Origin of the sequence: Calidifontibacillus oryziterrae, assembly GCF_000331575.1 — a bacterium.
Lineage (GTDB): Bacteria > Bacillota > Bacilli > Bacillales > Bacillaceae_J > Calidifontibacillus_A > Calidifontibacillus_A oryziterrae.
In genome coordinates this window covers 26,981-49,008 of sequence record NZ_ANOK01000005.1, presented here as the reverse complement: position 1 = coordinate 49,008, position 22,028 = coordinate 26,981, and the positions used below count along the sequence as shown (strand labels likewise).

The 22,028-nt window shown below is 35.6% G+C and carries 18 protein-coding genes; 14 read left to right on the top strand and 4 right to left on the bottom strand.

The window, feature by feature from the left end:
* Positions 1 to 261 precede the first annotated feature (261 nt).
* From D612_RS0104775 to D612_RS18625, 7 genes are all read left to right on the top strand, one after another.
* On the top strand, positions 262 to 936 hold the full coding sequence (locus tag D612_RS0104775; protein WP_017754350.1) for a uracil-DNA glycosylase: 675 nt from the start codon (positions 262 to 264) through the stop codon (positions 934 to 936).
* Between the two features lie 231 nt (positions 937 to 1,167).
* Positions 1,168 to 2,898, top strand: coding sequence for an ATP-binding protein (locus tag D612_RS18630; protein WP_017754349.1), 1,731 nt, complete (start codon positions 1,168 to 1,170; stop codon positions 2,896 to 2,898).
* Positions 2,899 to 3,252: 354 nt separating this feature from the next.
* Positions 3,253 to 4,719 carry a sodium:solute symporter family protein gene (locus tag D612_RS0104760; protein WP_017754347.1) on the top strand — a complete coding sequence of 489 codons (1,467 nt, stop codon included), beginning with the start codon at positions 3,253 to 3,255 and terminating at the stop codon, positions 4,717 to 4,719.
* Positions 4,720 to 4,921: 202 nt separating this feature from the next.
* The gene (locus D612_RS0104755) at positions 4,922 to 5,287 is read left to right on the top strand and encodes a GntR family transcriptional regulator (protein ID WP_017754346.1); all 366 of its coding nucleotides are present in this window, start codon (positions 4,922 to 4,924) and stop codon (positions 5,285 to 5,287) included.
* Entirely contained in the window at positions 5,284 to 5,982 is a 699-nt protein-coding gene (locus D612_RS0104750; protein WP_017754345.1) for an ABC transporter ATP-binding protein, read from the top strand. The genes D612_RS0104755 and D612_RS0104750 overlap by 4 nt, the downstream gene beginning before the upstream one ends.
* Positions 5,983 to 5,994: 12 nt before the next feature.
* Positions 5,995 to 6,819, top strand: a complete 825-nt coding sequence (locus D612_RS0104745; protein ID WP_017754344.1) for a hypothetical protein — start codon at positions 5,995 to 5,997, stop codon at positions 6,817 to 6,819.
* Between the two features lie 412 nt (positions 6,820 to 7,231).
* Entirely contained in the window at positions 7,232 to 8,125 is an 894-nt protein-coding gene (locus tag D612_RS18625; RefSeq protein WP_017754343.1) for a cyclic nucleotide-binding domain-containing protein, read from the top strand.
* 231 nt (positions 8,126 to 8,356) lie between these two features.
* Here the strand turns inward: D612_RS18625 and D612_RS0104735 are convergent, their stop codons facing one another.
* Positions 8,357 to 10,057, bottom strand: a complete 1,701-nt coding sequence (locus D612_RS0104735; protein ID WP_017754342.1) for a diguanylate cyclase — start codon at positions 10,055 to 10,057, stop codon at positions 8,357 to 8,359.
* 407 nt (positions 10,058 to 10,464) lie between these two features.
* On the opposite strand from D612_RS0104735, the gene D612_RS0104730 reads away from it, so the two are divergent.
* Entirely contained in the window at positions 10,465 to 11,217 is a 753-nt protein-coding gene (locus D612_RS0104730) for an SDR family oxidoreductase (protein WP_017754341.1), read from the top strand.
* Positions 11,218 to 11,849: 632 nt separating this feature from the next.
* Here D612_RS0104730 and D612_RS0104725 read toward each other — a convergent pair.
* Positions 11,850 to 12,821 carry an NAD(P)H-dependent flavin oxidoreductase gene (locus tag D612_RS0104725; protein ID WP_026092398.1) on the bottom strand — a complete coding sequence of 324 codons (972 nt, stop codon included), beginning with the start codon at positions 12,819 to 12,821 and terminating at the stop codon, positions 11,850 to 11,852.
* A 362-nt stretch (positions 12,822 to 13,183) separates the two neighbouring features.
* Between D612_RS0104725 and D612_RS0104720 the strand changes: the two genes are divergently transcribed.
* The 4 genes from D612_RS0104720 to D612_RS0104705 all read left to right on the top strand — a co-directional run bounded on the left by D612_RS0104720 (position 13,184) and on the right by D612_RS0104705 (position 16,590).
* Positions 13,184 to 13,504, top strand: a complete 321-nt coding sequence (locus D612_RS0104720; protein WP_017754339.1) for a BC1872 family protein — start codon at positions 13,184 to 13,186, stop codon at positions 13,502 to 13,504.
* A gap of 274 nt (positions 13,505 to 13,778) precedes the next feature.
* Positions 13,779 to 14,969: a MalY/PatB family protein gene (locus D612_RS0104715; protein ID WP_017754338.1), complete on the top strand. Its 1,191-nt coding sequence runs from the start codon at positions 13,779 to 13,781 to the stop codon at positions 14,967 to 14,969.
* Between the two features lie 76 nt (positions 14,970 to 15,045).
* Positions 15,046 to 15,312, top strand: a complete 267-nt coding sequence (locus tag D612_RS0104710) for a GlsB/YeaQ/YmgE family stress response membrane protein (RefSeq protein WP_017754337.1) — start codon at positions 15,046 to 15,048, stop codon at positions 15,310 to 15,312.
* A gap of 246 nt (positions 15,313 to 15,558) precedes the next feature.
* On the top strand, positions 15,559 to 16,590 hold the full coding sequence (locus D612_RS0104705; RefSeq protein ID WP_017754336.1) for a threonine aldolase family protein: 1,032 nt from the start codon (positions 15,559 to 15,561) through the stop codon (positions 16,588 to 16,590).
* Positions 16,591 to 16,953: 363 nt separating this feature from the next.
* On the opposite strand, the gene D612_RS0104700 is transcribed toward D612_RS0104705, so the two are convergent.
* Both D612_RS0104700 and prxU read right to left on the bottom strand, forming a co-directional pair.
* A complete protein-coding gene (locus D612_RS0104700) occupies positions 16,954 to 17,238 on the bottom strand; it encodes a hypothetical protein (RefSeq protein WP_017754335.1) in 285 nt (94 codons plus the stop codon).
* A gap of 222 nt (positions 17,239 to 17,460) precedes the next feature.
* Positions 17,461 to 18,180, bottom strand: coding sequence for a thioredoxin-dependent peroxiredoxin (prxU, locus tag D612_RS0104695; protein ID WP_267879056.1), 720 nt, complete (start codon positions 18,178 to 18,180; stop codon positions 17,461 to 17,463).
* A gap of 427 nt (positions 18,181 to 18,607) precedes the next feature.
* On the opposite strand from prxU, the gene D612_RS17880 reads away from it, so the two are divergent.
* Together D612_RS17880 and D612_RS0104680 are read left to right on the top strand one after the other, a co-directional pair.
* The gene (locus D612_RS17880; protein ID WP_017754332.1) at positions 18,608 to 19,435 is read left to right on the top strand and encodes an FAD-binding oxidoreductase; all 828 of its coding nucleotides are present in this window, start codon (positions 18,608 to 18,610) and stop codon (positions 19,433 to 19,435) included.
* Positions 19,436 to 19,652: 217 nt separating this feature from the next.
* A complete protein-coding gene (locus D612_RS0104680; RefSeq protein WP_017754331.1) occupies positions 19,653 to 20,717 on the top strand; it encodes a multicopper oxidase domain-containing protein in 1,065 nt (354 codons plus the stop codon).
* The last annotated feature ends 1,311 nt before the right edge of the window (positions 20,718 to 22,028 follow it).

The window sequence follows — 22,028 nt, the reverse complement described above, 5'->3', positions numbered from 1 at the left end:
AAGAAGTAAGGCGTTAAAGAAACCAAGATTAATTAAATAAAAAAGTTTGGAAACACCTTTTTTAATCAAAAAATATATATTAAGCACTGGTGAAACAATATATTGATATAATTATTGCGACATGCGCTAATAAATCACCACGTACCCCATTAAAACTTTTCCCTAACATCGGTAACAATTATTTACAATAAAAATGAAAAGGTAGTTTATATTGTTTATATAATGAAAATTACTAACTAATTAAAGTGAGTGTGAAACCTAATGGCGATTTTGAAAAATGATTGGGCTCTTTTGCTTGAAGAAGAATTTGCTAAACCTTACTATCAGCAGCTGAGAAGTGTATTAAAGGAAGAATACAAAACACAATCTGTTTATCCTGATCGATACGATATTTATAATGCATTACATTTTACTCCCTATAAAGATGTGAAAGTAGTAATTATCGGACAAGACCCGTACCATGGTCACGGTCAAGCTCATGGATTAAGTTTTTCTGTTAAACCTGGGGTTGTAGTTCCGCCATCTCTACAAAATATTTACAAGGAACTTCAAGCGGATTTGGGTTGTTATATTCCTAATAATGGTTACTTAGTTGAATGGACAAAACAAGGTGTATTGTTGTTAAATGCTGTTTTAACTGTTCGAGCCGGAATTCCAAATTCACATAAAGCTTTAGGTTGGGAGAATTTCACTAATAAAATTATAGAAAAATTAAATGAACGGGAGACACCAGTTGTATTTATCCTTTGGGGTCGGTTTGCCGAGCAGAAACAAGAACTAATAACGTCTGCAAAGCATTTAATAATTAAATCGCCACATCCAAGCCCGTTCTCTGCTAATAAAGGTTTTTTTGGAAGTAGACCTTTTTCTCGAACTAATGCCTTTTTGCGTGAAAACGGGCTTTGGGAAATAGATTGGCAAATTTCTAACAGGTAATATAGGGTAGTTATATCTGTTAATACTACCATCATAATAGTAAAAAATGGTATAATTAATAAAATATATAAATAATGTGAAATAATTCTAAGTTTAAAATATTTTTAAAACTACCAAACGTTTTTAACGAAGCAGGTTTACTTCATAATTTCTACTAATTAACTCGATTATTTTCATCTAATGGATCAATTATTGTTGTTAGTGCTTTATGGGAGTTTAGGAGGGTTCATTATGCTTCGCTATATAATTAATGGCTCAAGTGGTTTGAATCAACAAAATGTTTTATCACAGCTTACAAATAATGATGAAGCCTTACAAAAAGGGGTTCATGTTTTCTATGCTTTTTATGAAAGAGAGAAGTATATTAATAACCTTTTAGGTTTTATAACTGAAGGGCTTACTAAAAGGCAACAAGTTATTATCGTCGATAAAATTGATATTTATGAAGAAGTAATAGAAAAGCTGACAACTAATGGTTATAAAAAGGATGATATAGAACTCATAGTATTTGTTGAAAATGATACGTTTTACCTTACTAATGCCAGTTTTGATGTTGATAGAAGCATCCAGATGTTAAAAGACACAGTAAGTCTGTATTTAGAAAAGGGTTTGTTCCTCCGAATATGGGGTCAAGTATCCTTGCAAATGGATGAACCAGCCGTTTCGAAATTAAGACTTTATGAATCTCGATGTGACGAGGTTGTTGCTGAATCGAAAACAATTATAGTCTGTACGTATAATGGTTTAATAGTTCCGGCATATATTCAAAATGAGATGCTTAAAACGCACGAATATTTTATGACTGACGATCAAATCGTTCTCTCGCCGTTTTACAGAAAAGAAAACTTAAATCCTCTTTCAAATGGGGAAATAAGAAGGCTGCAAAAGCTTGATAAGGACATCACATTTTTGCAAGACCAAAATAAAAAACTGCAAAAATTGTATGATGAAATTAATAGGAAGAAGTCTATTATTGAACGAAGTGAAAAGTTTTATCGCAATCTTATTGAGGAATTACCTGTTTCCATTGTAATTACTAAGAATGATCATATTGTCTATGTTAATCATACCGGAATAAAGAGCTTTGATAGTGTTGATATTCAAGGGAAAGCTTTTTCGAAGCTGTTTGATAAAACTACATCTGCAACTAAAAACGGCTTAAGTGAATATAAGCTTTTGCTGCCAAATCATGAATTTAGGTACTTTGCAGTAAAATGGATTCCAACCTGGTTTGAAGGGGAAAGTGCAGCATTATACATATTAATTGACTTAACAGAGCAAAAGCTAAACGAAAAGCTAATGGTACGTTCTGAAAAGCTGAGTATTGCAGGTGAATTAGCTGCGGGGATTGCTCATGAAATTAGAAACCCATTAACAGCAATTAAAGGGTTTGTCAAACTGCTTGAGGATACAAGTAATGAAATTTACTTAACAATAATAAATGATGAGATTTCAAGAATTGAACAAATTTCTAGTGAATTATTAATACTTGCGAAACCGCACAGTGAGACATTGAAAGTTACAAATATAGTTGCGCTTTTGAACAATGTAAAAACATTGCTAGATACACAAGCGATTTTAAAAAATATAGAAATTGAAATTTTAAGTGATAGAAAAGAAATATACATAGATTGTGAAGAAACAAAAATAAGGCAAGTCTTTATAAATATTATAAAAAATGCAATTGAGGTTATGGATAAAGGTAAAATCATAATTCTAACGAAGAAACTAAAGGATTTTGTTCAAGTTGATGTTATTGACCAAGGGACTGGTATGTCTCAAGAGATGTTAGATAAATTAGGTGAACCTTTTTTCACCACCAAAGAGAAGGGAACTGGTTTAGGTCTTATGGTTTGTTATAAAATTGTCGGGAATCACAATGGGAAAATTGATGTTACAAGTCAAGTAGGAGAGGGTTCAACTTTTTCTGTAACATTACCACTATCGTCGTGGGCGAATTAGGAATTTTATTTTATGATAGAATTTTTTTCTAATGGTATTGTGAATAATATTGTTTTGAGATAATCGATAGGCACATATTGCTGTCGATTCTTTTTTTGACTTTGAATAATTATTTTATTGGTAGTATATTGAAAATAGTCAAAAAACTAGAATAGGTTAAGGTGATCGTGTGAAAGAAAATGAATGGAAATGGGCTTTATCAATTATTGTGATTGTGATGCTAGCTTATATTCTTCCATACACGTTATTAAATGATGTTTCTAAATGGTATGGAGGCTTTTTCGTATGGACCTTGCTTTCCATAATAGTAATCGTAATCAACTATTTTTTAACGAAGAATTGGGGTAATGAAAGATGACAACAACTATGATTTGGTGGGCGATTGTTATTTATATAATCATTGCTTTATATGTTGCCTACCTGTCAAGAACAGGAACACAAAATAATTTAGGCAGCTATTTTCTTGGTGACCGGAAACTTGGTGGATTTGTATCAGCCCTTAGCTATAGTGCCACTACATACAGTGCGTTTATGTTAGTTGGTTTGGCAGGTTTAACCTATAAGGGTGGTGTAGGTGCATTAGGGTTTGAACTCATCTATTTAATGGGAGTTTCGCTAGTTGCTTTCTTTGGACCAAGGTTTTGGATCGTAGGGAAGAAATATGGATATGTTACCCCGTCGGAAATGTTAGGCGACCGATATGACAATAAAATGGTAGCCGTTATTGTGTCTTTAACAAGCTGTATTTTCCTAATTCCATATAGTGCGGTTCAGCTTACAGGGGTGGGATATTTATTGCAGGGAATGACAAATAATGAAATCCCATTCACTGTCGGTGTAATTATCGCTACTATTGTTGCAATTGTTTTTGCATATATTGCTGGAATCAGGTCGGTTGCCTGGACTGATTCATTACAAGCACTATTCATGATTATTACATCAACAATTGTCGTACTAGTACTTATTAATGAATTAGGTGGTTTCACTGGATTTTTTCATTCATTAGAAAAAAATCATTCTGAATATTTAACAGTACCCGGAAACGGATTTTGGAGCTTTACAACCTTTCTTGGCATGACAATTCCTTGGTTTTTCTTTAGTCTATCAAATCCCCAAGTAAGCCAACGGTTATTTATGCCAGCATCACTAAAAAGCTTACGAATAATGTTAATGGGTTTTATGATTTTCGGCTTAATTTATACTCTTGTTGCAGTGATTTGGGGATTTTCCGCTGTTGTGATGTTTCCCGGTTTAGAAAACCCAGATTTAGCAACTCCAATGGTTCTATCATCTGATGTTGTACCACCGCTTTTAGGAGTTATCGTCATGGTCGGGATTATGGCGGCAGCTATTTCGACGATCGATTCGATTCTACTTACATTATCTTCATTATTTGCGAGAGATGTGTATGGGAACTTTAAAAGGAGTTCAACGGATCAAATGCAATTGCGAGTTGGGAAAATTGTGATTCCAATCATCGCTATACTAGCCTTTTTATTTGCCAAATTAGAGTTAAATTTAATTGCAGTATTATCAGTGGCTTCATCAGCAGGGCTGTTAGTAGTTGTTCCCGCGATAATAGGTGCGTTTTTCTGGAAAAGAGGAACTGCAGCAGGTTTATTAACAAGTGTCATGATAAGTGGGTTGATGGTTATCGCTTTTGAGGTTTTTAAATTAAAACCACTTGGTCTTGCTTCCGGTATTTGGGGTATTACTGTTTCAGTGTTCCTTTTTATCGTTGTCAGTTTATTGACAAAAGCACCTGAACAAAAAGCAGAGGAATTTTTAACTTGTATTGAAGAACTCAAGAAATCTAATTAATAATTTTATAAACAAGACGTTTGGCTTTTACAAACAACCTACATTGCGATAGAGTAGGTTGTTTTTTTTGTTGAAAATCAGCAAATTGTGCTTCAACAAAGTCTTGTTGAAAAAATTTATATCAGTGGTGTTGACAGTAATTGAATATTAGTGTACTATGTCATTAATACACCGATACATTAAAAGCTATGGAGGTGGGGAAATGGAGTTTAACAATAATCTTCCCATATATATTCAAATCATGAATTTATTGAAAACAAAAATTGTCTCAGGCGAGATGAACGGGGGTGACAAGTTGCCATCAGTAAGAGATTTTTCAAAAGAATTAAAGGTAAATCCAAACACGATTCAAAGGGCTTATCAAGAATTGGAAAGAGAAGAATTAGTTTTCACGCAAAGAGGAATGGGTACTTTTGTAACAGAAAATATCAACACTATTAATAAGCTAAAAAGAACGATGGCAACCGAGGTTGTCGAACAATTTTTCAAAGAAATGAAAAATCTAGGGTTTAAACAAGCTGAAATAAAAGAAATCATCTCAAACTGGTTTGAGGAGGGAAATGAATGAGTACGATTGTCGAAGTGAAAAATCTAACGAAAAAATATTTGAATAAACAAGTATTAGACTTACCAAGTTTCACGATAGAAGCGGGAAAAGTTGTTGGTATACTAGGCCCAAATGGAAGCGGGAAAACGACATTCATTAAAATATTGACGGGCTTATTAAGACAATCAAGTGGCGAAGTATTAATTGATAATCAAAAAGTCGGTGTTTATACGAAATCAATTGTTTCTTATTTACCAGATCGAAACTTTCTTTACAAATGGATGAAGATTGAAGATGCTTGCAAGCTTTATAAAGATTTTTTCAGTGATTTTAATGAAATAAAATTTAATGAGTTGTTAGATTTTATGAAGCTAGAACCAAACATGAAGATTGATACACTTTCAAAAGGGATGCATGAAAAGCTTAATTTAGCACTTGTATTATCAAGGGATGCGAAACTATACATTTTAGATGAGCCGATTGCCGGAGTAGATCCTGTCGCAAGAGATCAAATTATGAATGCCATCATTAATAACTACAATGAAAATAGTTCAATGATTATTACAACCCATTTAGTCAGAGACATGGAAAACATGTTAGATGAAGTTGTATTTTTAAGGAATGGTCAAATTGTTTTAGCTGGAAACGCTGAGAATTTACGGGCAGAAAAGGGAAAACAAATTGATGATATTTATAAAGAAGTATTTAGTGAATAGGAGGGATTTTGAGTGATTAACTATATGAAATATGAAATAAGAGGAACGTATAAATATATTTTAGGTGTATTAGCTCTAGTATTAATTCTAATGACAGGTATTTTCGCCTATATAAGTAGAGCTACTGGGGAATCGTTAGCAGGCAACCTTTTTATAGCTTTGTCGGTAATGGTTTTATTTGCTACAGCATTAGTCACATTTTTATTTATTGTAGGCTCTTTCCGAAAAGAATTATATGAAGATAGAGGGTACTTAACGTTTTCATTACCGTTAACAGGATATAAAATTGTTGGTTCAAAATTAATTGTTGCGTTATTGTGGTTTACGATATTAGGCTTGGTAATCGGAATATACAACTTGGTTATGGCATACAGCTTTTTTCCAGTTGAAGTTCCGTTAGCGGAAATCTTCTCGATGTTCTTGCAACAAGTTTCATGGGCAGAAATTGTTTTTGTTGTACTAACATCTGTGTTTGGTGGCGTAAATCTTTTAGTACTAATATATTTTTCAATGGCATTAAGCAAAGTGACATTTCGAAATAAAAGAATTGGCGGTTTCTGGTTTATTATCTTTTTAATACTAAGTGGGATTTTAGCGTTTGGGCAATTTGGATTGAGTGATTTATTCCCATATTATTTAGACCTTAACACGTTTAGTATTGGGACAATGGGTATAGAAAATAGTGCCATCAGTTTTCATCATAATAATAGCCTTGTTACCGGTAACATTCATGGTGGGCTTGAAATAAATATAGCAGCAAGCCTATACAATATTATTACAACGGTTGCACTATTCTTCGGTACGGGTTATTTGATTGAAAAGAAAATAGATTTGTAACTTCACGTACGGTGGGGCTATCTGATAAGTCCTGTTGTACTATGTTAAAAATATGTTTAATACTGGTGATTTTGAAAAGCGAAGGTGACGACTCCTACGGGAAAGCAACAGTGAAAGCCCCATAGCTCTCATTCATGCAAGCAAGGAGACTGAAGCAATGCCTTAAGGGTTGCGTCCACCATAGCAATCAAAATCACCATTTTTATTTTGATTTTTTTTAAAGTCCTCAGACAGAAACCATGTAATTGTTGTCGATAATCATGATAGTTGGTGTTATAATCAACCATATATGGCAATATTTTCAGGATGTGTAGCTAACAATCATTTGAAGAAATACTGCAAAAATAGCCAAAAAAAGAGTAATGTGTCTGTAATAATATTAGTTTCAAATAAAGATAAGGGCTGATTGAAAATGAATATAACTATGGATACAGAAAAGATTATTAAGGATGGTGTTGAGCAATCTTTCAACGAGGATGAGGTTATTTTTCATCAAGGTGATCAAGGGAAGAATATGTACTTAATAGTCTCGGGGGAAGTAATGCTTTCTGCCAATTATACCGGTAATACGATAACAATTGCAACTTTACGTGCTGGGGATGCACTTGGAGAAATGGCATTGCTTGAAAATATGCCGCGAAGTGCTACAGCAACAGCAGTGAAACCAACCATACTCGTTTCTTTTACAAAGGAGCAGCTATTAAACTATATAAGTAATGAACAGGGGTTTGCTTGGAAGTTATTAAAGAAATTATCCGGCCGGATTCGAAATCAAAATAAGAGACTTGCAGAAACGGTAAGTGAGGAGTTAAAAACGGTTTCAGAACAACTCAATACAAGCATGAAAACAATGGAAGGGAAAATAGCTGAAGTCGCTACATTTGCTCATGAAATTGAGGAGAATGAGCGCCAATTAGTTAACCATATAAAAGAGGTTCAAGAAATTACGAATGAAGTAAATAATACGTTAGAGTTTATTACTCAAATAGCAAACCAAACGAGAATATTAGGTTTTAATGCGATGATTGAAGCAGCTCGAAGTGGGGAACATGGCAAAGGCTTTAGCATCGTTGCACAAGAAATGACAAAATTGTCTGAGTTGTCAAAAGAAAATGCCGCCATGATTAAATCCCTGTCGGAAAAAATTTCTGATAAAATGCAAATTGTAACAGAAGCGTCGGAGGAGAGTTCCCTGAAAAGTCAAAAACAAAATAATATTACGAAAGAAATGGTTGGAAAAGCAGAAGAGGTAATTAGTTTATCAACAACGTTAGTAACCATCTCAAGTTCGTTAAGAGATAAATAGTAAATTTACTGAAAGGTGCTGAGAGTCCATAAGTTTTCAGTAGGAATAAAGTAAAGAAACATAATTGGACGGTGTATATGAAGGTGAAAACCATTAAAGGAGTTTTTGAGTAGAATTCAAGCTGACGTCTCCGATTCAAAATCCAATGAATAAAACTAAATATATACATCATAAGGATATAAGTCTGTATTAAGAAATAGCTGCCAAGTGCTTGATGCACTTGGCAGCTATCTACTTTTTATGGCTGGCTTTTGTATATGGAAAATAATCAGAATCGGAATTTAGAATATGGCCAACGATGAGGTCATTTACGATAAATGAAAATAATTCAGATAGCTTTAAATCTCCACACTGATAAGCTTTTTTGAATTGAAACACTTTATCTAGTAAGCATTGGTGGATCTCAGCGTGTTTTTCGTAATCTGGATATCCAACATTTTTCAAGATTTCTTCTTCATCACGGAAATGCTCAATAATATTATTTAAAATAGTATCCACTTTTGGGATAATTTTGTCATCATCTATATCTGACAAAGACAAAGATACAAGGCTATTAGCTTGTTCAACAAGCTCTCGATGCTCTTCATCTATTTTAGGATTGCCACTTTCCCATTCACTTTTCCAAACAAACTTTATCGGGGCGTTAAGCGGACGGTCTTCATCGTCTGAGCAAAAAACACGATTCCGTCCTGCTTCTTTCGCGCGATACATCGCTTTATCTGTACGTTTGTACCAGCAATAAAATTTTTCAGAATTCTTTTTTTCGGCGACGCCAAAGCTAGCTGTTAAATGGCCGACAATTGGATATTTGTAGTCCTCCATTGTTTGTCGAATCGTTTCCGCAATATGGATTGCTTGTTTTAGATTACTGCCTGGTAATAGTATCGCAAACTCTTCACCGCCTAGCCTTACAAGAAACTCCGGTTCCCGTATTAGACGATTTGCTAAATGTGCTGTTTGTTTCAAAACCTCATCACCAACTGGATGCCCCCAAATGTCGTTTACACGCTTAAAATGATCCAAGTCAAAAATAATCATAGATAATGGTTGTTGTTCACGATCAGCACGACTTAGCTCTTGATCAATCCACTGGTCTAAGTAATGACGGTTGTATAGACCAGTTAATTCATCCTTGATAGCAAGGTCTTTTAGAATTTTGTTTTTTCTCTCCAACTTTTCAGTTAGCTCGATAAGACTTTCGTTGTTTTTATACAGCTGCATTTCTAGTTTTTGTGTTTCCGTTATATCTCTCGCAGATGCATATATATATGTTCCAATAGTTTCTGAATGCCATTCTAAAATTCTATATAACCCATCGTTACCACGGATTCTATTAATAAAATTAGAAACTGATTTTTGATCCTTTAGCTTTTTCAACGTTTGTTTGCTTGCCTGTACATCTTCAGGATGTATTAGAGTAGTAATCTTATTTCCTTGTAACTCTTCAAATTTATATCCAAGTATCCGTTCAAATGCTTTGTTCACTTTCATAATATGACCTTTAAGGTCTATTACACAAAGCAAATCAATATTTACTTTTAAAAATCCTTCGATATCTTGAACAAGCATATATTCCTTTGTTACATCAAAATAGGTACAACCAAAGGTATGTTCATGTAAAGGGAACATGTGGATGCGAATCCATTTAGAATCCTGATCAAGGTACAAGTCAAAATGAGTTGCCTCAAGGTTCGTGTTGGTATATTCTAGGGTTTTCTTTACTAGATTTTCTCGACCCACTTCTTGGAATACTTCTGAAAATTTTCTATGGACAGAAGAGGCACATTGAATATTCATTAGCTTAGCGAATGCTTCATTAATAAATAAAAATTCATAGTCATAAGGCATTCCTTCGTTATCGAATATAGCCTTTTGACAGGAAAAGGCTATCGGAGACCTGCTAAAGAAATCCTTAAAATAGTTTGCTTCCATTTCTTCCCCTCCCATCCAATCCTTGCTTGTATCTCTGCTTCTATTATTATATAGGATTTATTGCTAACTTGGTTATTCGTTTTGTAGCAATTTTAAGAATACTAACACTATTTGTTTTGTTATGTGAGAATTTTAAAATACTTCGGCAAATCTAATTTTAAAAAGTAGGACAAATTTTTTTCTTAACCAAAAAGCAATTATTGTTGAGGTAGCTTTTCATATTTGCTGGATATTATAATAACGAAAGATACTAAAGAGTGATGTCGGACCGACTTGCAGCTAGGTATTGATTTTATAACTGCTAATAACTATTAGTAAAAAATGGAAAAGCGCCTTTACGATCATCAACAAAGTATTTAGTAATAAGAATTAATGCAGAAAATAATAATAAAAGGGGGATGCAACCATTGGATTTTAACAATAAAGTATGCATTGTAACTGGCGGTGCAAATGGAATTGGACGAGCCATTGTTGAACAATTTCTACAGAATGGTGCAAATGTGATCTTTATAGATATAGACAACGAAGCGGCAGAGAAGCTTGTTGCTAAGCATGGTGAAAAGCTGACGTATTTTTCAGGGGATATTACGAATGAAGAAATCATTACTAATTTTGTGAAAATGGTTTTAAAACGTTTTAAGCACGTTGACTATTTAATTAATAACGCATGTGTAAGTAGGAATGGCATCTTGTCAAAATGTAGTTATGATGATTTTAATTATGTTTTAAAGCTTGGTGTAACTGCCCCATATTTGTTGACGATGTTATTACAAGATTATTTTAATTCGGATGCAGCAATTGTAAATATTTCTTCATCACGTGCAACGATGTCCCAAAAGGATACCGAAAGTTATTCGGCTGCTAAAGGTGGAATTAGCGCACTAACCCATGCTCTAAGCATTAGCTTAGCTGGAAAAGTGAGAGTGAATTCCATTAGCCCAGGATGGATTGACACAGGTGCTTTTGGTGAACTATCAAGGGAAGATCATTTGCAGCACCCAGTGAGGCGTGTAGGGACACCGCTTGATATTGCCAAAATGGTTCTATATTTATGCAGTGATGCTAGTAGCTTTATAACCGGTGAAAACATTACTATTGATGGCGGTATGTCAAAACAAATGATCTACCATGGTGAGCACGGTTGGTCGTACACCTCGTAGGGTAGTATTACATATTTTACCACAGGGTAGTATTACATATTTTACCATAGGGTAGTACTACAATTTTCCCATAGGGTAGTACTACAATTTTACAATAGGGTAGTATTACATATTTTATCATAGGGTAGTATTACATATTTTACCATAGGGTAGTATTACATATTTTACCATAGGGTAGTACTACAATTTTCCCATAGGAAAAAATTCGGACTACAGATCCGTTATTTTATCAAAATCATGTATTTCTCCAATTTAACGGACACAAGATCCGTTATTTGATAAAAAACATACAAAAAAGGGTCCTTTTTGAATGAATAACGGATCCTAGGTCCGATAGACTCACCATAAAGATTCATTTTTACTAATTAACGGAACCAGTGTCCGCTAAATTACCATCGAATGTTGTTTTCTATTCTAGTTCAAATACAATCTAACTCTAAACAACCAATTACCATTGATTTTAAAAAACAAACAGACGCCGCGCCGCATTGGGCAATTATTGTTACATTATCTGGAATGATTGTATTTCCGAATGTGACTGTCAAACAGACGATTCCCGCATTAGGCTATTATTGTTACCTAACAACCAATTACCATAGCATTAATAAACATTTGTCTAGACTAATTAAACATTACCTACAAGCTTCATATTCTCTCATGATATTGTTAATAATCTTTTGAACTGGAAGAATTTCTTTGATTTCATGAACTCTTGCACCGGCAAATACGATACCATTCTCGCAATCGCCGTTCATAGATGTAATTAGGGAATCTAACGTACAGAAGCGATGAGAACAACTTTTTAGACAATCAATACATTTTTTTATCTTTACCTTTTTATCATCAGCAATTAGATCAGTGAAAGAATTCTTAATCGCCCGACCATGGAGTCCAACGGTTGTTTTTACCAAGATCGTATCTTCGAGTTGAGCGCTGATATATTTTTCTTTAAAAGATAACGGTGCATCACATTCTTCACTGGCAACGAACCTCGTACCCATTTGAACTCCGGCAGCTCCCATATTTAATGCTCGTGCCAAATCTTCACCTGTTAAAATACCACCTGCAGCTATAACCGGAATGTTAACAGCTGCAACTACTTCAGGTAATATGTCAAATAAAGGTCTTTCGGTCCCAAGGTGTCCACCGGCTTCATGTCCTTCAACAACAACTGCGGAAGCTCCAAGTCGTTCAGACATTTTAGCGAGCCTTGCAGAAGATACGATCGAAATGACAGGTATGCCTGATTCTTTCCCCCAAGCATACATATCTCTCGAAATTCCAGCACCTGAGATAATGAAATCAACTTTTTCCTCAATGGCTGCTTTCATTTTTTCTGCAAAATCATTCATAGCAAAAAGGACATTTACTCCAATATAACCTGTACCCTTAATGCGCTCCTTTGCCCTTCTAATATGTGTGATCATTTCATCGATAGAAATGCCTGTACCCGAAATGATCCCTATACCCCCGGCATTTGCAACAGCGGATGCAAGCCCACTTAATGAAATACCAACGCCCATACCGCCTTGCATGATTGGAACCTTGGGCATCATATGCCCTATTTTTAATTGTGGAAAATTCAAGAAAAAACCCCATTTCAAATTGGTTTGAAAGCACTAATACCTACTCATTATAGCAATAGGAAGTACAAATCGCAGTAACAAAGTTTACACCTAGTACTAATAGTAGGTATTATTTTGCAGGTTGTCACAAAATGTTCACAAATAGCACCAAAGTATAGGAACACAAGTTTCAAGATCATACCATTTCATAATGGGGTTTGTAATTTTGCTACATTAATTCGTCATCAAATTGAGGGTTGTTGGCGTATCCCCTTTTGAAAAAAAATACGTAATTTAAAGGTGGCAATCATTATTATTCTGTTATATAATTATAAAAAATAATATCATTTGTTATATAACAAATGGATAGGCCGGAAAAAAAGATAAAGGGGAAATGGAGTATGGAAAAAATAGAATCTATTGCTCGTCGTATACTAGGTTGGAAATTAAATCGGTGGGATCGTTGGTATGATTATGAAAAAGGAGTTTTTATTCATACTAATGACTTTCAGCCAGAACAAAACCTAGACCATGCAATGTTAATAGTGGAGCAGTTGGAAAAATTCGGATTTAAATTTGTGGCAAATGGCACCGAAGCCTGTTTTAACGATATAAAGGAAACAGGCGAAACATTAGCGCAAGCAATCACAAATGCAGCTTATTCAATTATTGAAAAAAGCTCTGTTACAAATACAAGTAAAATATGGCAAACACTATGTTGATTAATAAATAACCTTCTACTAAAATTCTTTCTACTTAAAAAAATGAGCTTTCTTACTAAACCTTCTAACTGTCGGGACATTCTCGGCAGTTTTTGCTTTTATTCCAATTCTTAATTATTAGTGTTTTACCATGTATTTTAGTAATATGAAAGTACTAAAAGTTCCGTCAAAGTTCTATATTAGAATCATAAACGGAACTTTTACATTTGCTAATTGTGAAATATAGGGTAATGCATTTTTTTGAGAAATAACTGAGAATCAAGGAGGAGTCCATATGAAATATAATTTTGATGAAATTGTTAATCGTAGAAATACATATTCAATGAAATGGGATGGTGGAGAACTAATAAAAAAAATGAGGCTTACGGAACGGTACGATGAAAATACGATACCGTTGTTTACTGCAGATATGGATTTGCCAGTTCCACAACCTTTAGTTGATGCTCTACATAAAACAGTAGACCATAGAATATTCGGGTATTCTGTTTTCCCAAATGACTATTATGAAGCTATACAGCACTGGTTTAAAAAAAGACATGATTGGGACATCAAAAAAGATGAAATTGTATATAGTCCTGGGACAGTGCATGCCCTAAATGTTGCGGTTAAGGCTTTTACAAAACAAGGTGATGGCGTAATTATTCAACGACCTGTGTATCCACCTTTTACAAGAGTGATTGAATCTAATGGAAGGCAAGTAAGGAATAACGCCTTGATCACTGATGAAAATGGGTATTACTCCATTGACTTTGCTGATTTTGAAGCAAAAGCAAAGGAGGAAAATACAAAGCTATTTATTTTATGTAATCCACAAAATCCGACTGGTCGCGTTTTTAATCGTGAAGAGCTGCAAAAATTGACTGAAATATGTGATCGGAACGGGGTTCTTATTTTCGCTGATGAGATACATGGTGATTTAATTCGCAGCAATCATTCCTTTATCCCAATAGCAAAAGCTGCTAGCAGTACGGAGCATATCATCACGTTTACAGCGATTAATAAAACATTTAATGTTGCCGGTCTACATTGTACAAATGTAATCATCACTAATCCAGAGTTAAGGAAGACATTTACGAATGAGCTTGGTATGCAATTAGCTTCACCATTTACTATCTCTGCGCTCATAGCCGTCTATAATCATGGCGAGGATTGGTTAGAGCAACTAAAGGAATACATTGATGGAACTATGGAATGGGTAGTAGAGTTTTTAGCCGAAAGGATGCCAAAGGTTAAGGTAAGAATTCCTGAAGGGACGTATATTATGTGGATGGATTTTAGCTCATATGGGATTTCTCCTAAAGAAGTACACGACCGTATCTACAACAAGGCAAATGTTATATTAGAAGACGGTATTATGTTCGGCGAAGAAGGGTTGCATTATCAAAGAATTTGCATTCCATCGCCAAGGCCGATGATAAAAGAGGCATTTGAAAGAATTGCAAAGGAGTTTGAGGACTTAAACTAATACGATAGTCTTCTCATAAAACATTACGAACAATCATTGCAGAATGTGAATAAGCTAGTAAAAAGGAGTTTGAAGGATGACTAGCGTTATAACTTTGATCATTTCTGCAATGATAGCCTTCGTCATAGGTACTGTTGCAGAGAAGGTAACTCCGTTTACTATGCCTGGTGGCTGGGCTGGGGTTTTACTAGCGGGATTTATAGGCGCGTGGGTAGGTCCTCGTTTAGTCGGGAATTGGGGTCCGATGGTTATTGGATTTTCATTAGTTCCTGCGCTGATTGGTGCTTTTATCGTAGTTATTATTGTAGGTATTATCGCTAAAATAATTGATAAGCTTGTTTAATGTAGATTTTGTAAAGACCGATTAGGATAATTGCTTTGTATTGGGAAGTTAGCTATTGTAATACGGAATTAAGGTTATTTGTTTCTTATCAGTAATGAGATAGGGACAAATAACCTTTATCTTTTTGTCACAGTAGTTTTGTTGCAGTGATATTGTTGCGTGAAAAATTGCAAGGTGATGTGTTATCGTTACATGTTATGATAGGATAAAAAATATACAATCTTAAATAATAATGGAGGCTATTATATGTACAGCTTTAAAAACGATTACAGTGAAGGCGCCCATCCTAGAATTTTGAATGCCTTAGTCGAATCCAATTTTAACCAAGAGGAGGGCTATGGGGAAGATTATTATTCGAAAAAAGCAATTGAATTGTTAAAGCAAAAATTAGAACGGGTTGATGTAGATATTCACTTTTTATCTGGAGGAACTCAAACGAATCTCACAGCTCTTTCAGCGTTTCTTAGACCGCATCATGCCGCGATTTCAGCAAGTACAGGACATATAAATACTCATGAAACTGGAGCAATTGAAGCGACTGGACACAAAATACTAACTGTAGAGAGCTCTGATGGTAAGCTTACCACAGCGCAATTGCAGAAGGTGCTTGACATCCATACAGATGAGCATATGGTAATTCCAAAACTAGTATACATATCAAACTCCACAGAAATCGGGTCAATTTACAAAAAAGATGAACTTGAGCAATTACGAGTGTTTTGTGATGATCATGGTCTTATTTTGTTTATGGACGGGGCGAGGTTAGGATCAGCACTATGTTCGGATGAAAGTGATCTCAAACTACGTGATCTCCCTAAGTTAGTAGATGCTTTTTATATTGGCGGGACAAAAAATGGAGCGCTTTTAGGTGAAGCATTAGTCATTTGTCGGGATTCTCTTAAAGAGGATTTTCGCTTTCATATGAAGCAAAGAGGAGCTATCCTTGCAAAAGGAAGAGTGTTAAGTATACAGTTCCTTGAGCTTTTCAAAGATAACTTGTACTTTGAACTTGCCGCACATGCTAATAAAATGGCCAACATTCTTAGAGATGGATTTACGAGGGCTAATTTTCAATTTTTGACCCATGCGCCATCTAATCAAGTGTTCCCAATTTTACCAAATTCTTTAATTGCCGAACTCGAGAAAAAATTTTCATTTTTAATTTGGGAACAAGTAGATGCGAATCTCTCAGCGATTCGTCTCGTAACATCTTGGGCAACGAAAGAAGAGGCAGTGTCCGCTTTTATTGAAGAATTAGAAAAACTACTCCAAAAGTAGCGAAAGGGGCATCCTACCGCAAAAGGTATCAGAAGTTCTATTACCGCAAAAGGAGTATCAGAAGTTCTATTACCGCAAGAGGAGTATCAGAAGTTCTATTACCGCAAGAGGGGTATTAGAAGTTCTATTACCGCAAAAGGGGTATTAGAAGTTTTATTACCGCAAAAGGGGTATTAGAAGTTTTATTACCGCAAAAGGGGTATTAGAAGTTTTATTACCGCAAAAGGGGTATTAGAAGTTTTATTACCGAATAATGAGCATTAGAAGTTTTACTAATGTAAAAAGAGTATCAAAAGCTATGTAAATAGTTTAAATGCAAAAACAGGTGTTGTCCCATTTTGAGGATAGCACCTGTTTTGATTTTTACCTTCGGTAAAATCCACATGTAAAAATAGATTGAAGCTTCATATAATTATACATAAGGCGTGCTTGTCTCCCTTTTTGTGAATAGGGATTCATTATCAAGCGAAGACGGTGTAGAAATTCACGATCACATTCACATGGATTTCGATGATATCTATAGCATTCATCATGACGTTTGCACGCTGCATCTAAGTCATTAACCGGTGCGCCTGGTCCACTGCAGCCTGGTCCGCACCAATTATAGCCTGGGAAAATGCAGAACCGTCTATAGCCTTTTTGTGCCAATACTATCCCCCCTTTGCAAACAGTCTTTACTACAATCTATTCAAATTAGAATTAGATTGTATAAACCGTTACCTAGGGATGGGAAAATCCTACATTTCAATTTCACTTCCGAAGCTGAAAGTACAAGAACTGTCCCCATGCTTCCACAAGAACAGTTCCCACGCCTGATTTATTACTTTTTGCACCTCAAAAGACAACTCGTTGATTTAAGTCACTTGTCTTCTAATCTTCAAAAGCTTCTTTTACCGACCATGCTTTCCATACGTTTCCAACCAATTCCGGTGAAGGACTCAGGGTTTGTTTGCCCGGCTTCCAGCCAGATGGTGTTGCTTCAGAACCATTTGTTTCCCTAACGTGTTGGAACGCTTTAATTTGGCGAATCGTTTCACTTACGTTTCTTCCCACAGGTGGGGTTAATACTTCAAAGCCTTGAACAATGCCGTCTGGATCAATAATAAATCGTCCTCTTGTTTCCACTCCTGCATCTTCATCATAGATGCCATACATTTTTCCTATACTACCGTCTTGATCAGCTAGCATCGGGAATGGCACATCTTTATCAATCATTTTTGACAATTCATGATCATTCCACATTTTGTGGACGAAAACGCTATCTACACTCACTGATAGAACTTCCGCATTTAAAGCTTGTAATTCATTATACTTTTCAGCAACTGCTGAAACTTCTGTCGCTCAAACGAATGTAAAATCACCTGGATAGAAGCAAAGTAACAACCATTTACCTTTATATTCAGAAAGACTCGTTTCAATAAATTTTCCTTGATGATAAGCAGCAGCTCGAAAATCTGGTGCAGGTTTGCCAACTTTTATCATGGTTTCTTCCCTCTCCTTTTCGATTTTCTCAATGACAACATTTTCTGTACTAGGTGCAGTATTTCTTGTAGCAGGTCTCTGACAACCAGGTTTGAATTCTTCAGGCACTGTTATTCACCTTCTTTCCTATTGAAATTAATGATTATGTTTAAGTAAAATATTCTGTCAAATTAACTATACCATTATTGTGACGGCCCATCATTTTTGATGGAAATAAATGTTTGCGAAAACTTTGTGAACACAGTATTTGTGGACACAGTATTTGTAAACACAGTAATAGAAAACCGAACTGAAAAAAGATTCTTTGTTTTGAATGTGTGTTTGTTTATAACAAATAGTCAATATTCAATTTTTAATATATAAATTCCAAATTTGAATAAATCCTCTGAAAATGACTACCTAAAAAAACTAATTTACAAGTCTAAAAGCCCCTAAGTATGTTGGCACGGTATTTGCATATTAAAGATTGTACAGAAAGTTAATTCCTAAAAGTTTTAACTTTATCTTGAAATTAACAAAAAAGGAGTTGTAAAGAATGACTACAACACAAGCAAATGATGAAGCGGTAAAAGAATTGATCGCAGCACTAGGTAAGGAAAATGTCTTAACAGAAATGAGACATCGCGTTGTTAGAAGCGCTTCCTGTTCCCCTTTCCCTGTCCAACAATGGAAAAAACATTTACCTGATATTGTTGTCTTCCCGGATTCAACAGATGATGTTGTTGGAATTGTAAAAATAGCAAATAAGTATAAGATTCCTATTGTCCCTCGGGGTGGCGGAAGTGGATTAGCGGACGGAGCTGTTCCCTTAAAGCATGGAATTGTTATTGATATAAAGAGAATGAACAGAATCCTTGAAATTGATGAGGAAAATATGTGTGTAACCGTTCAAACTGGTATAAATTTACTTATGCTAAATAAAGTTCTTGGTGAGCTAGGATATTGGCATCCGGATGATCCTGCTGGGTATGTTAATGCCTGTGTTGGTGGCAGGATTGGTTGTAGTGGATTTAGCTTAGTCGGCTCAGGTTATGGACATACTCGAGATTTAGTTATAAGTTTCGAACATGTTTTACCTACAGGAGAAGTGATTCATGTCGGTGAAGGTGGCGGCAAAAAAATTCGTAAATCTTCAACAGGTTATCGTCTCAAGGATTTGTTCATGGGCCATCAAGGTACATTAGGAGTAGCAACTGAAGCTGTTTTAGAAATATTCCCACGACCAGAGGCTGAGTTTCCAGCATTTTTTGCATTTAATAGTTTTGAAGATGCCTATCAAACTGCCTATAATTTAGGGAAATCAGGTTTAAAGACGTTAAGTGCAATGGTTATGTTTATAATATGTAGTATCAATAAGTCTTAGGGAAACATTTTGGAATTGGAATATATTGTGAGTTGTAAACAATCACTAAATAAATTAAGATTGCACTGTAAGGATAGTGATAATAATAAAAACTAACTTTAGTTACAAATTAATGGGTCTAATTTTTTTAGCGTCATTTGTGAATAGTTTCACAAAGTTGTCACGAACCTTACTAGATAACTGAAGCTAATAAAAACCTAGAAGGAAGGTATTTATTATGAAAAATAAAGTAAAAGTATCATTAGCTATTGGTTTAAGTGCTTTAGTTTTAGTCGGTTGGAATACAAGTGAATTTTATATAAATATAAATAAGTATGCAAAGGAAGAAGTAGTTCAAGCTGAAGAGAAAGCAAACGAAGTGATTGCACCTCATAAAGGTGTAAATCAAGCACCTACCCCTATTCAAATTGAAAGAGTAGGCGAGCATGAAGTAAATGTCAAAATGACAGCTCAAATTACTGATATTGAAATAGATAAAGGAAATATTTATAAAGCTTGGACATTTAACGGGGAAGCTCCAGGTCCACTAGTTGTTGTAAATGAAGGAGACAAAATCAATTTCACGCTAGAAAATATGGACCCATCAATCCCTCATAGCATGGATTTCCATGCTGTACACGCTGCACCGAATAAAAAGTTTATTGATGTTATGCCAGATGAGTCAGGAACATTTACGTATAATGCTAATAAACCAGGTGTCTTCATGTATCACTGTGGAACAAAGCCTGTCCTGTCACATATTGCAAATGGAATGCACGGCGTGATCATTGTAATGCCAAAAAACGGTTATCCAACAGATGCTGAAGTGGATAAAGAGTATGTAATTGTACAAAATGAGTGGTATAAGTATAACGATTATGAAGATATGTTAAATGGGGAACCAAGTCATGTAGTATTTTCAGCAAAAGCATTAACAGAAGGTCAAGTAAATACGAATGGTGTTGTTGGAAGTACAAAAGATAATCCGCTACTTGCTAAGGTCGGAGACAAAGTTAGACTTTATGTGAATAATGTGGGACCAAATGAAGTAAGCTCATTCCATGTTGTCGGAACTGTTTTTGATGATGTGTATATTGATGGGAATCCTGCTAATCACTTTGAAGGCATGCAAACTGTTATGCTTCCAGCAAGTGGTGGTGCAGTAGTCGAATTTACTGTTGTTGAAGAGGGTGTATATCCAATTGTAACGCATCAGTTCAATCACGCTTCAAAAGGTGCAACAGCTTATTTAAAAGTAACAAGTGACGGCAAAGATGATGGAATGGAAGCTGGCGGACATTAAAGTAGATTTAGATACATTGATGATAGAAACAACTCGCCCACACTTTATCATTACGTTTTAACGTAGCATTAAATTAGATTTAGATATATTGATGATAGAAACAATAAAGCAGAACATTAACGTATATAGGACAATTAATTTAGGAACGGCATGGTAAATCGAATACCGATTTTACCATGCCGTTTTTGTTGAAGGTGTTTTCTTATAAAATTGTAGTGTTTCAAATATTTGAATGGAGTTAGAATGCGCTAGGACACGAAATGTCATAAATTCTCCAAAGTTGTCCGAACTGGGGCTGAGTTCGGACACGATTTAGCAGTTCTGGGGATTTCCTGTCCGAACTGGGGCTGAGTTCGGACACGATTTAGCAGTTCTGGGGATTTCCTGTCCGAACTGGGGCTGAGTTCGGACACGATTAAGCAGTTCTGGGGATTTCCTGTCCGAACTGGGGCTGAGTTCGGACACGATTAAGCAGTTCTGGGGATTTCCTGTCCGAACTGGGGCTGGGTTCGGACACGATTTAGCAGTTCTGGGGATTTCCTGTCCGAACTGGGGCTGGGTTCGGACACGATTAAGCAGTTCTGGGGATTTCCTGTCTGAACTGGGACTGAGTTCGGACACGATTTAGCAGTTCTGGGGATTTCCTGTCCGAACTGGGGCTGAGTTCGGACACGATTTAGCAGTTCTGGGGATTTCCTGTCCGAACTGGGGCTGAGTTCGGACACGATTAAGCAGTTCTGGGGATTTCCTGTCCGAACAAGAGCTGAGTTCGGACACGATTTAGTCGTATTGGGGATTTCCTGTCCGAACTGGGGCTGAGTTCGGACACGATTAAGCAGTTCTGGGGATTTCCTGTCCGAACTGGGGCTAAGTTCGGACACGATTAAGCAGTTCTGGGGATTTCCTGTCCGAATTAGGGCTAAGTTCGGACACGATTTAGCAGTTCTGGGGATTTCCTGTCCGAATTAGGGCTAAGTTCGGACACGATTTAGCAATTCTGGGGATTTCCTGTCCGAACTGGGGCTGAGTTCGGACACGATTTAGCAGTATTGGGGATTTCCTGTCCGAACTGGGGCTGAGTTCGGACTTATTTTTGTCCTTCAATCTAATTCCTATCTAAAGTTACACCAAGTTCGGACCAATATTTACTTTTCAATAGTTCAAGCGGTCTAATTGAGCATCACAGAGATTACGGTAAGTAATTTTACCTTGTAATTTCTAAGTATCATTGAGAAAATTAGGTAGAATATGTTATTTACTATAAAATTTTGAAGCAATACTATTAGGTGTAATAAATTTATGATGAAGAAG

What these genes read in the sequence shown, in the direction of transcription:
- D612_RS0104775 (WP_017754350.1), top strand. Translation starts at nt 262, where the DNA reads ATGGCGATTTTGAAAAATGATTGGGCTCTTTTGCTTGAAGAAGAATTT.
- D612_RS18630 (WP_017754349.1), top strand. Translation starts at nt 1,168, where the DNA reads ATGCTTCGCTATATAATTAATGGCTCAAGTGGTTTGAATCAACAAAAT.
- D612_RS0104760 (WP_017754347.1), top strand. Translation starts at nt 3,253, where the DNA reads ATGACAACAACTATGATTTGGTGGGCGATTGTTATTTATATAATCATT.
- D612_RS0104755 (WP_017754346.1), top strand. Translation starts at nt 4,922, where the DNA reads ATGGAGTTTAACAATAATCTTCCCATATATATTCAAATCATGAATTTA.
- D612_RS0104750 (WP_017754345.1), top strand. Translation starts at nt 5,284, where the DNA reads ATGAGTACGATTGTCGAAGTGAAAAATCTAACGAAAAAATATTTGAAT.
- D612_RS18625 (WP_017754343.1), top strand. Translation starts at nt 7,232, where the DNA reads ATGAATATAACTATGGATACAGAAAAGATTATTAAGGATGGTGTTGAG.
- D612_RS0104735 (WP_017754342.1), bottom strand. Translation starts at nt 10,057, where the DNA reads ATGGAAGCAAACTATTTTAAGGATTTCTTTAGCAGGTCTCCGATAGCC.
- D612_RS0104720 (WP_017754339.1), top strand. Translation starts at nt 13,184, where the DNA reads ATGGAAAAAATAGAATCTATTGCTCGTCGTATACTAGGTTGGAAATTA.
- D612_RS0104715 (WP_017754338.1), top strand. Translation starts at nt 13,779, where the DNA reads ATGAAATATAATTTTGATGAAATTGTTAATCGTAGAAATACATATTCA.
- D612_RS0104710 (WP_017754337.1), top strand. Translation starts at nt 15,046, where the DNA reads ATGACTAGCGTTATAACTTTGATCATTTCTGCAATGATAGCCTTCGTC.
- D612_RS0104705 (WP_017754336.1), top strand. Translation starts at nt 15,559, where the DNA reads ATGTACAGCTTTAAAAACGATTACAGTGAAGGCGCCCATCCTAGAATT.
- D612_RS17880 (WP_017754332.1), top strand. Translation starts at nt 18,608, where the DNA reads ATGACTACAACACAAGCAAATGATGAAGCGGTAAAAGAATTGATCGCA.
- D612_RS0104680 (WP_017754331.1), top strand. Translation starts at nt 19,653, where the DNA reads ATGAAAAATAAAGTAAAAGTATCATTAGCTATTGGTTTAAGTGCTTTA.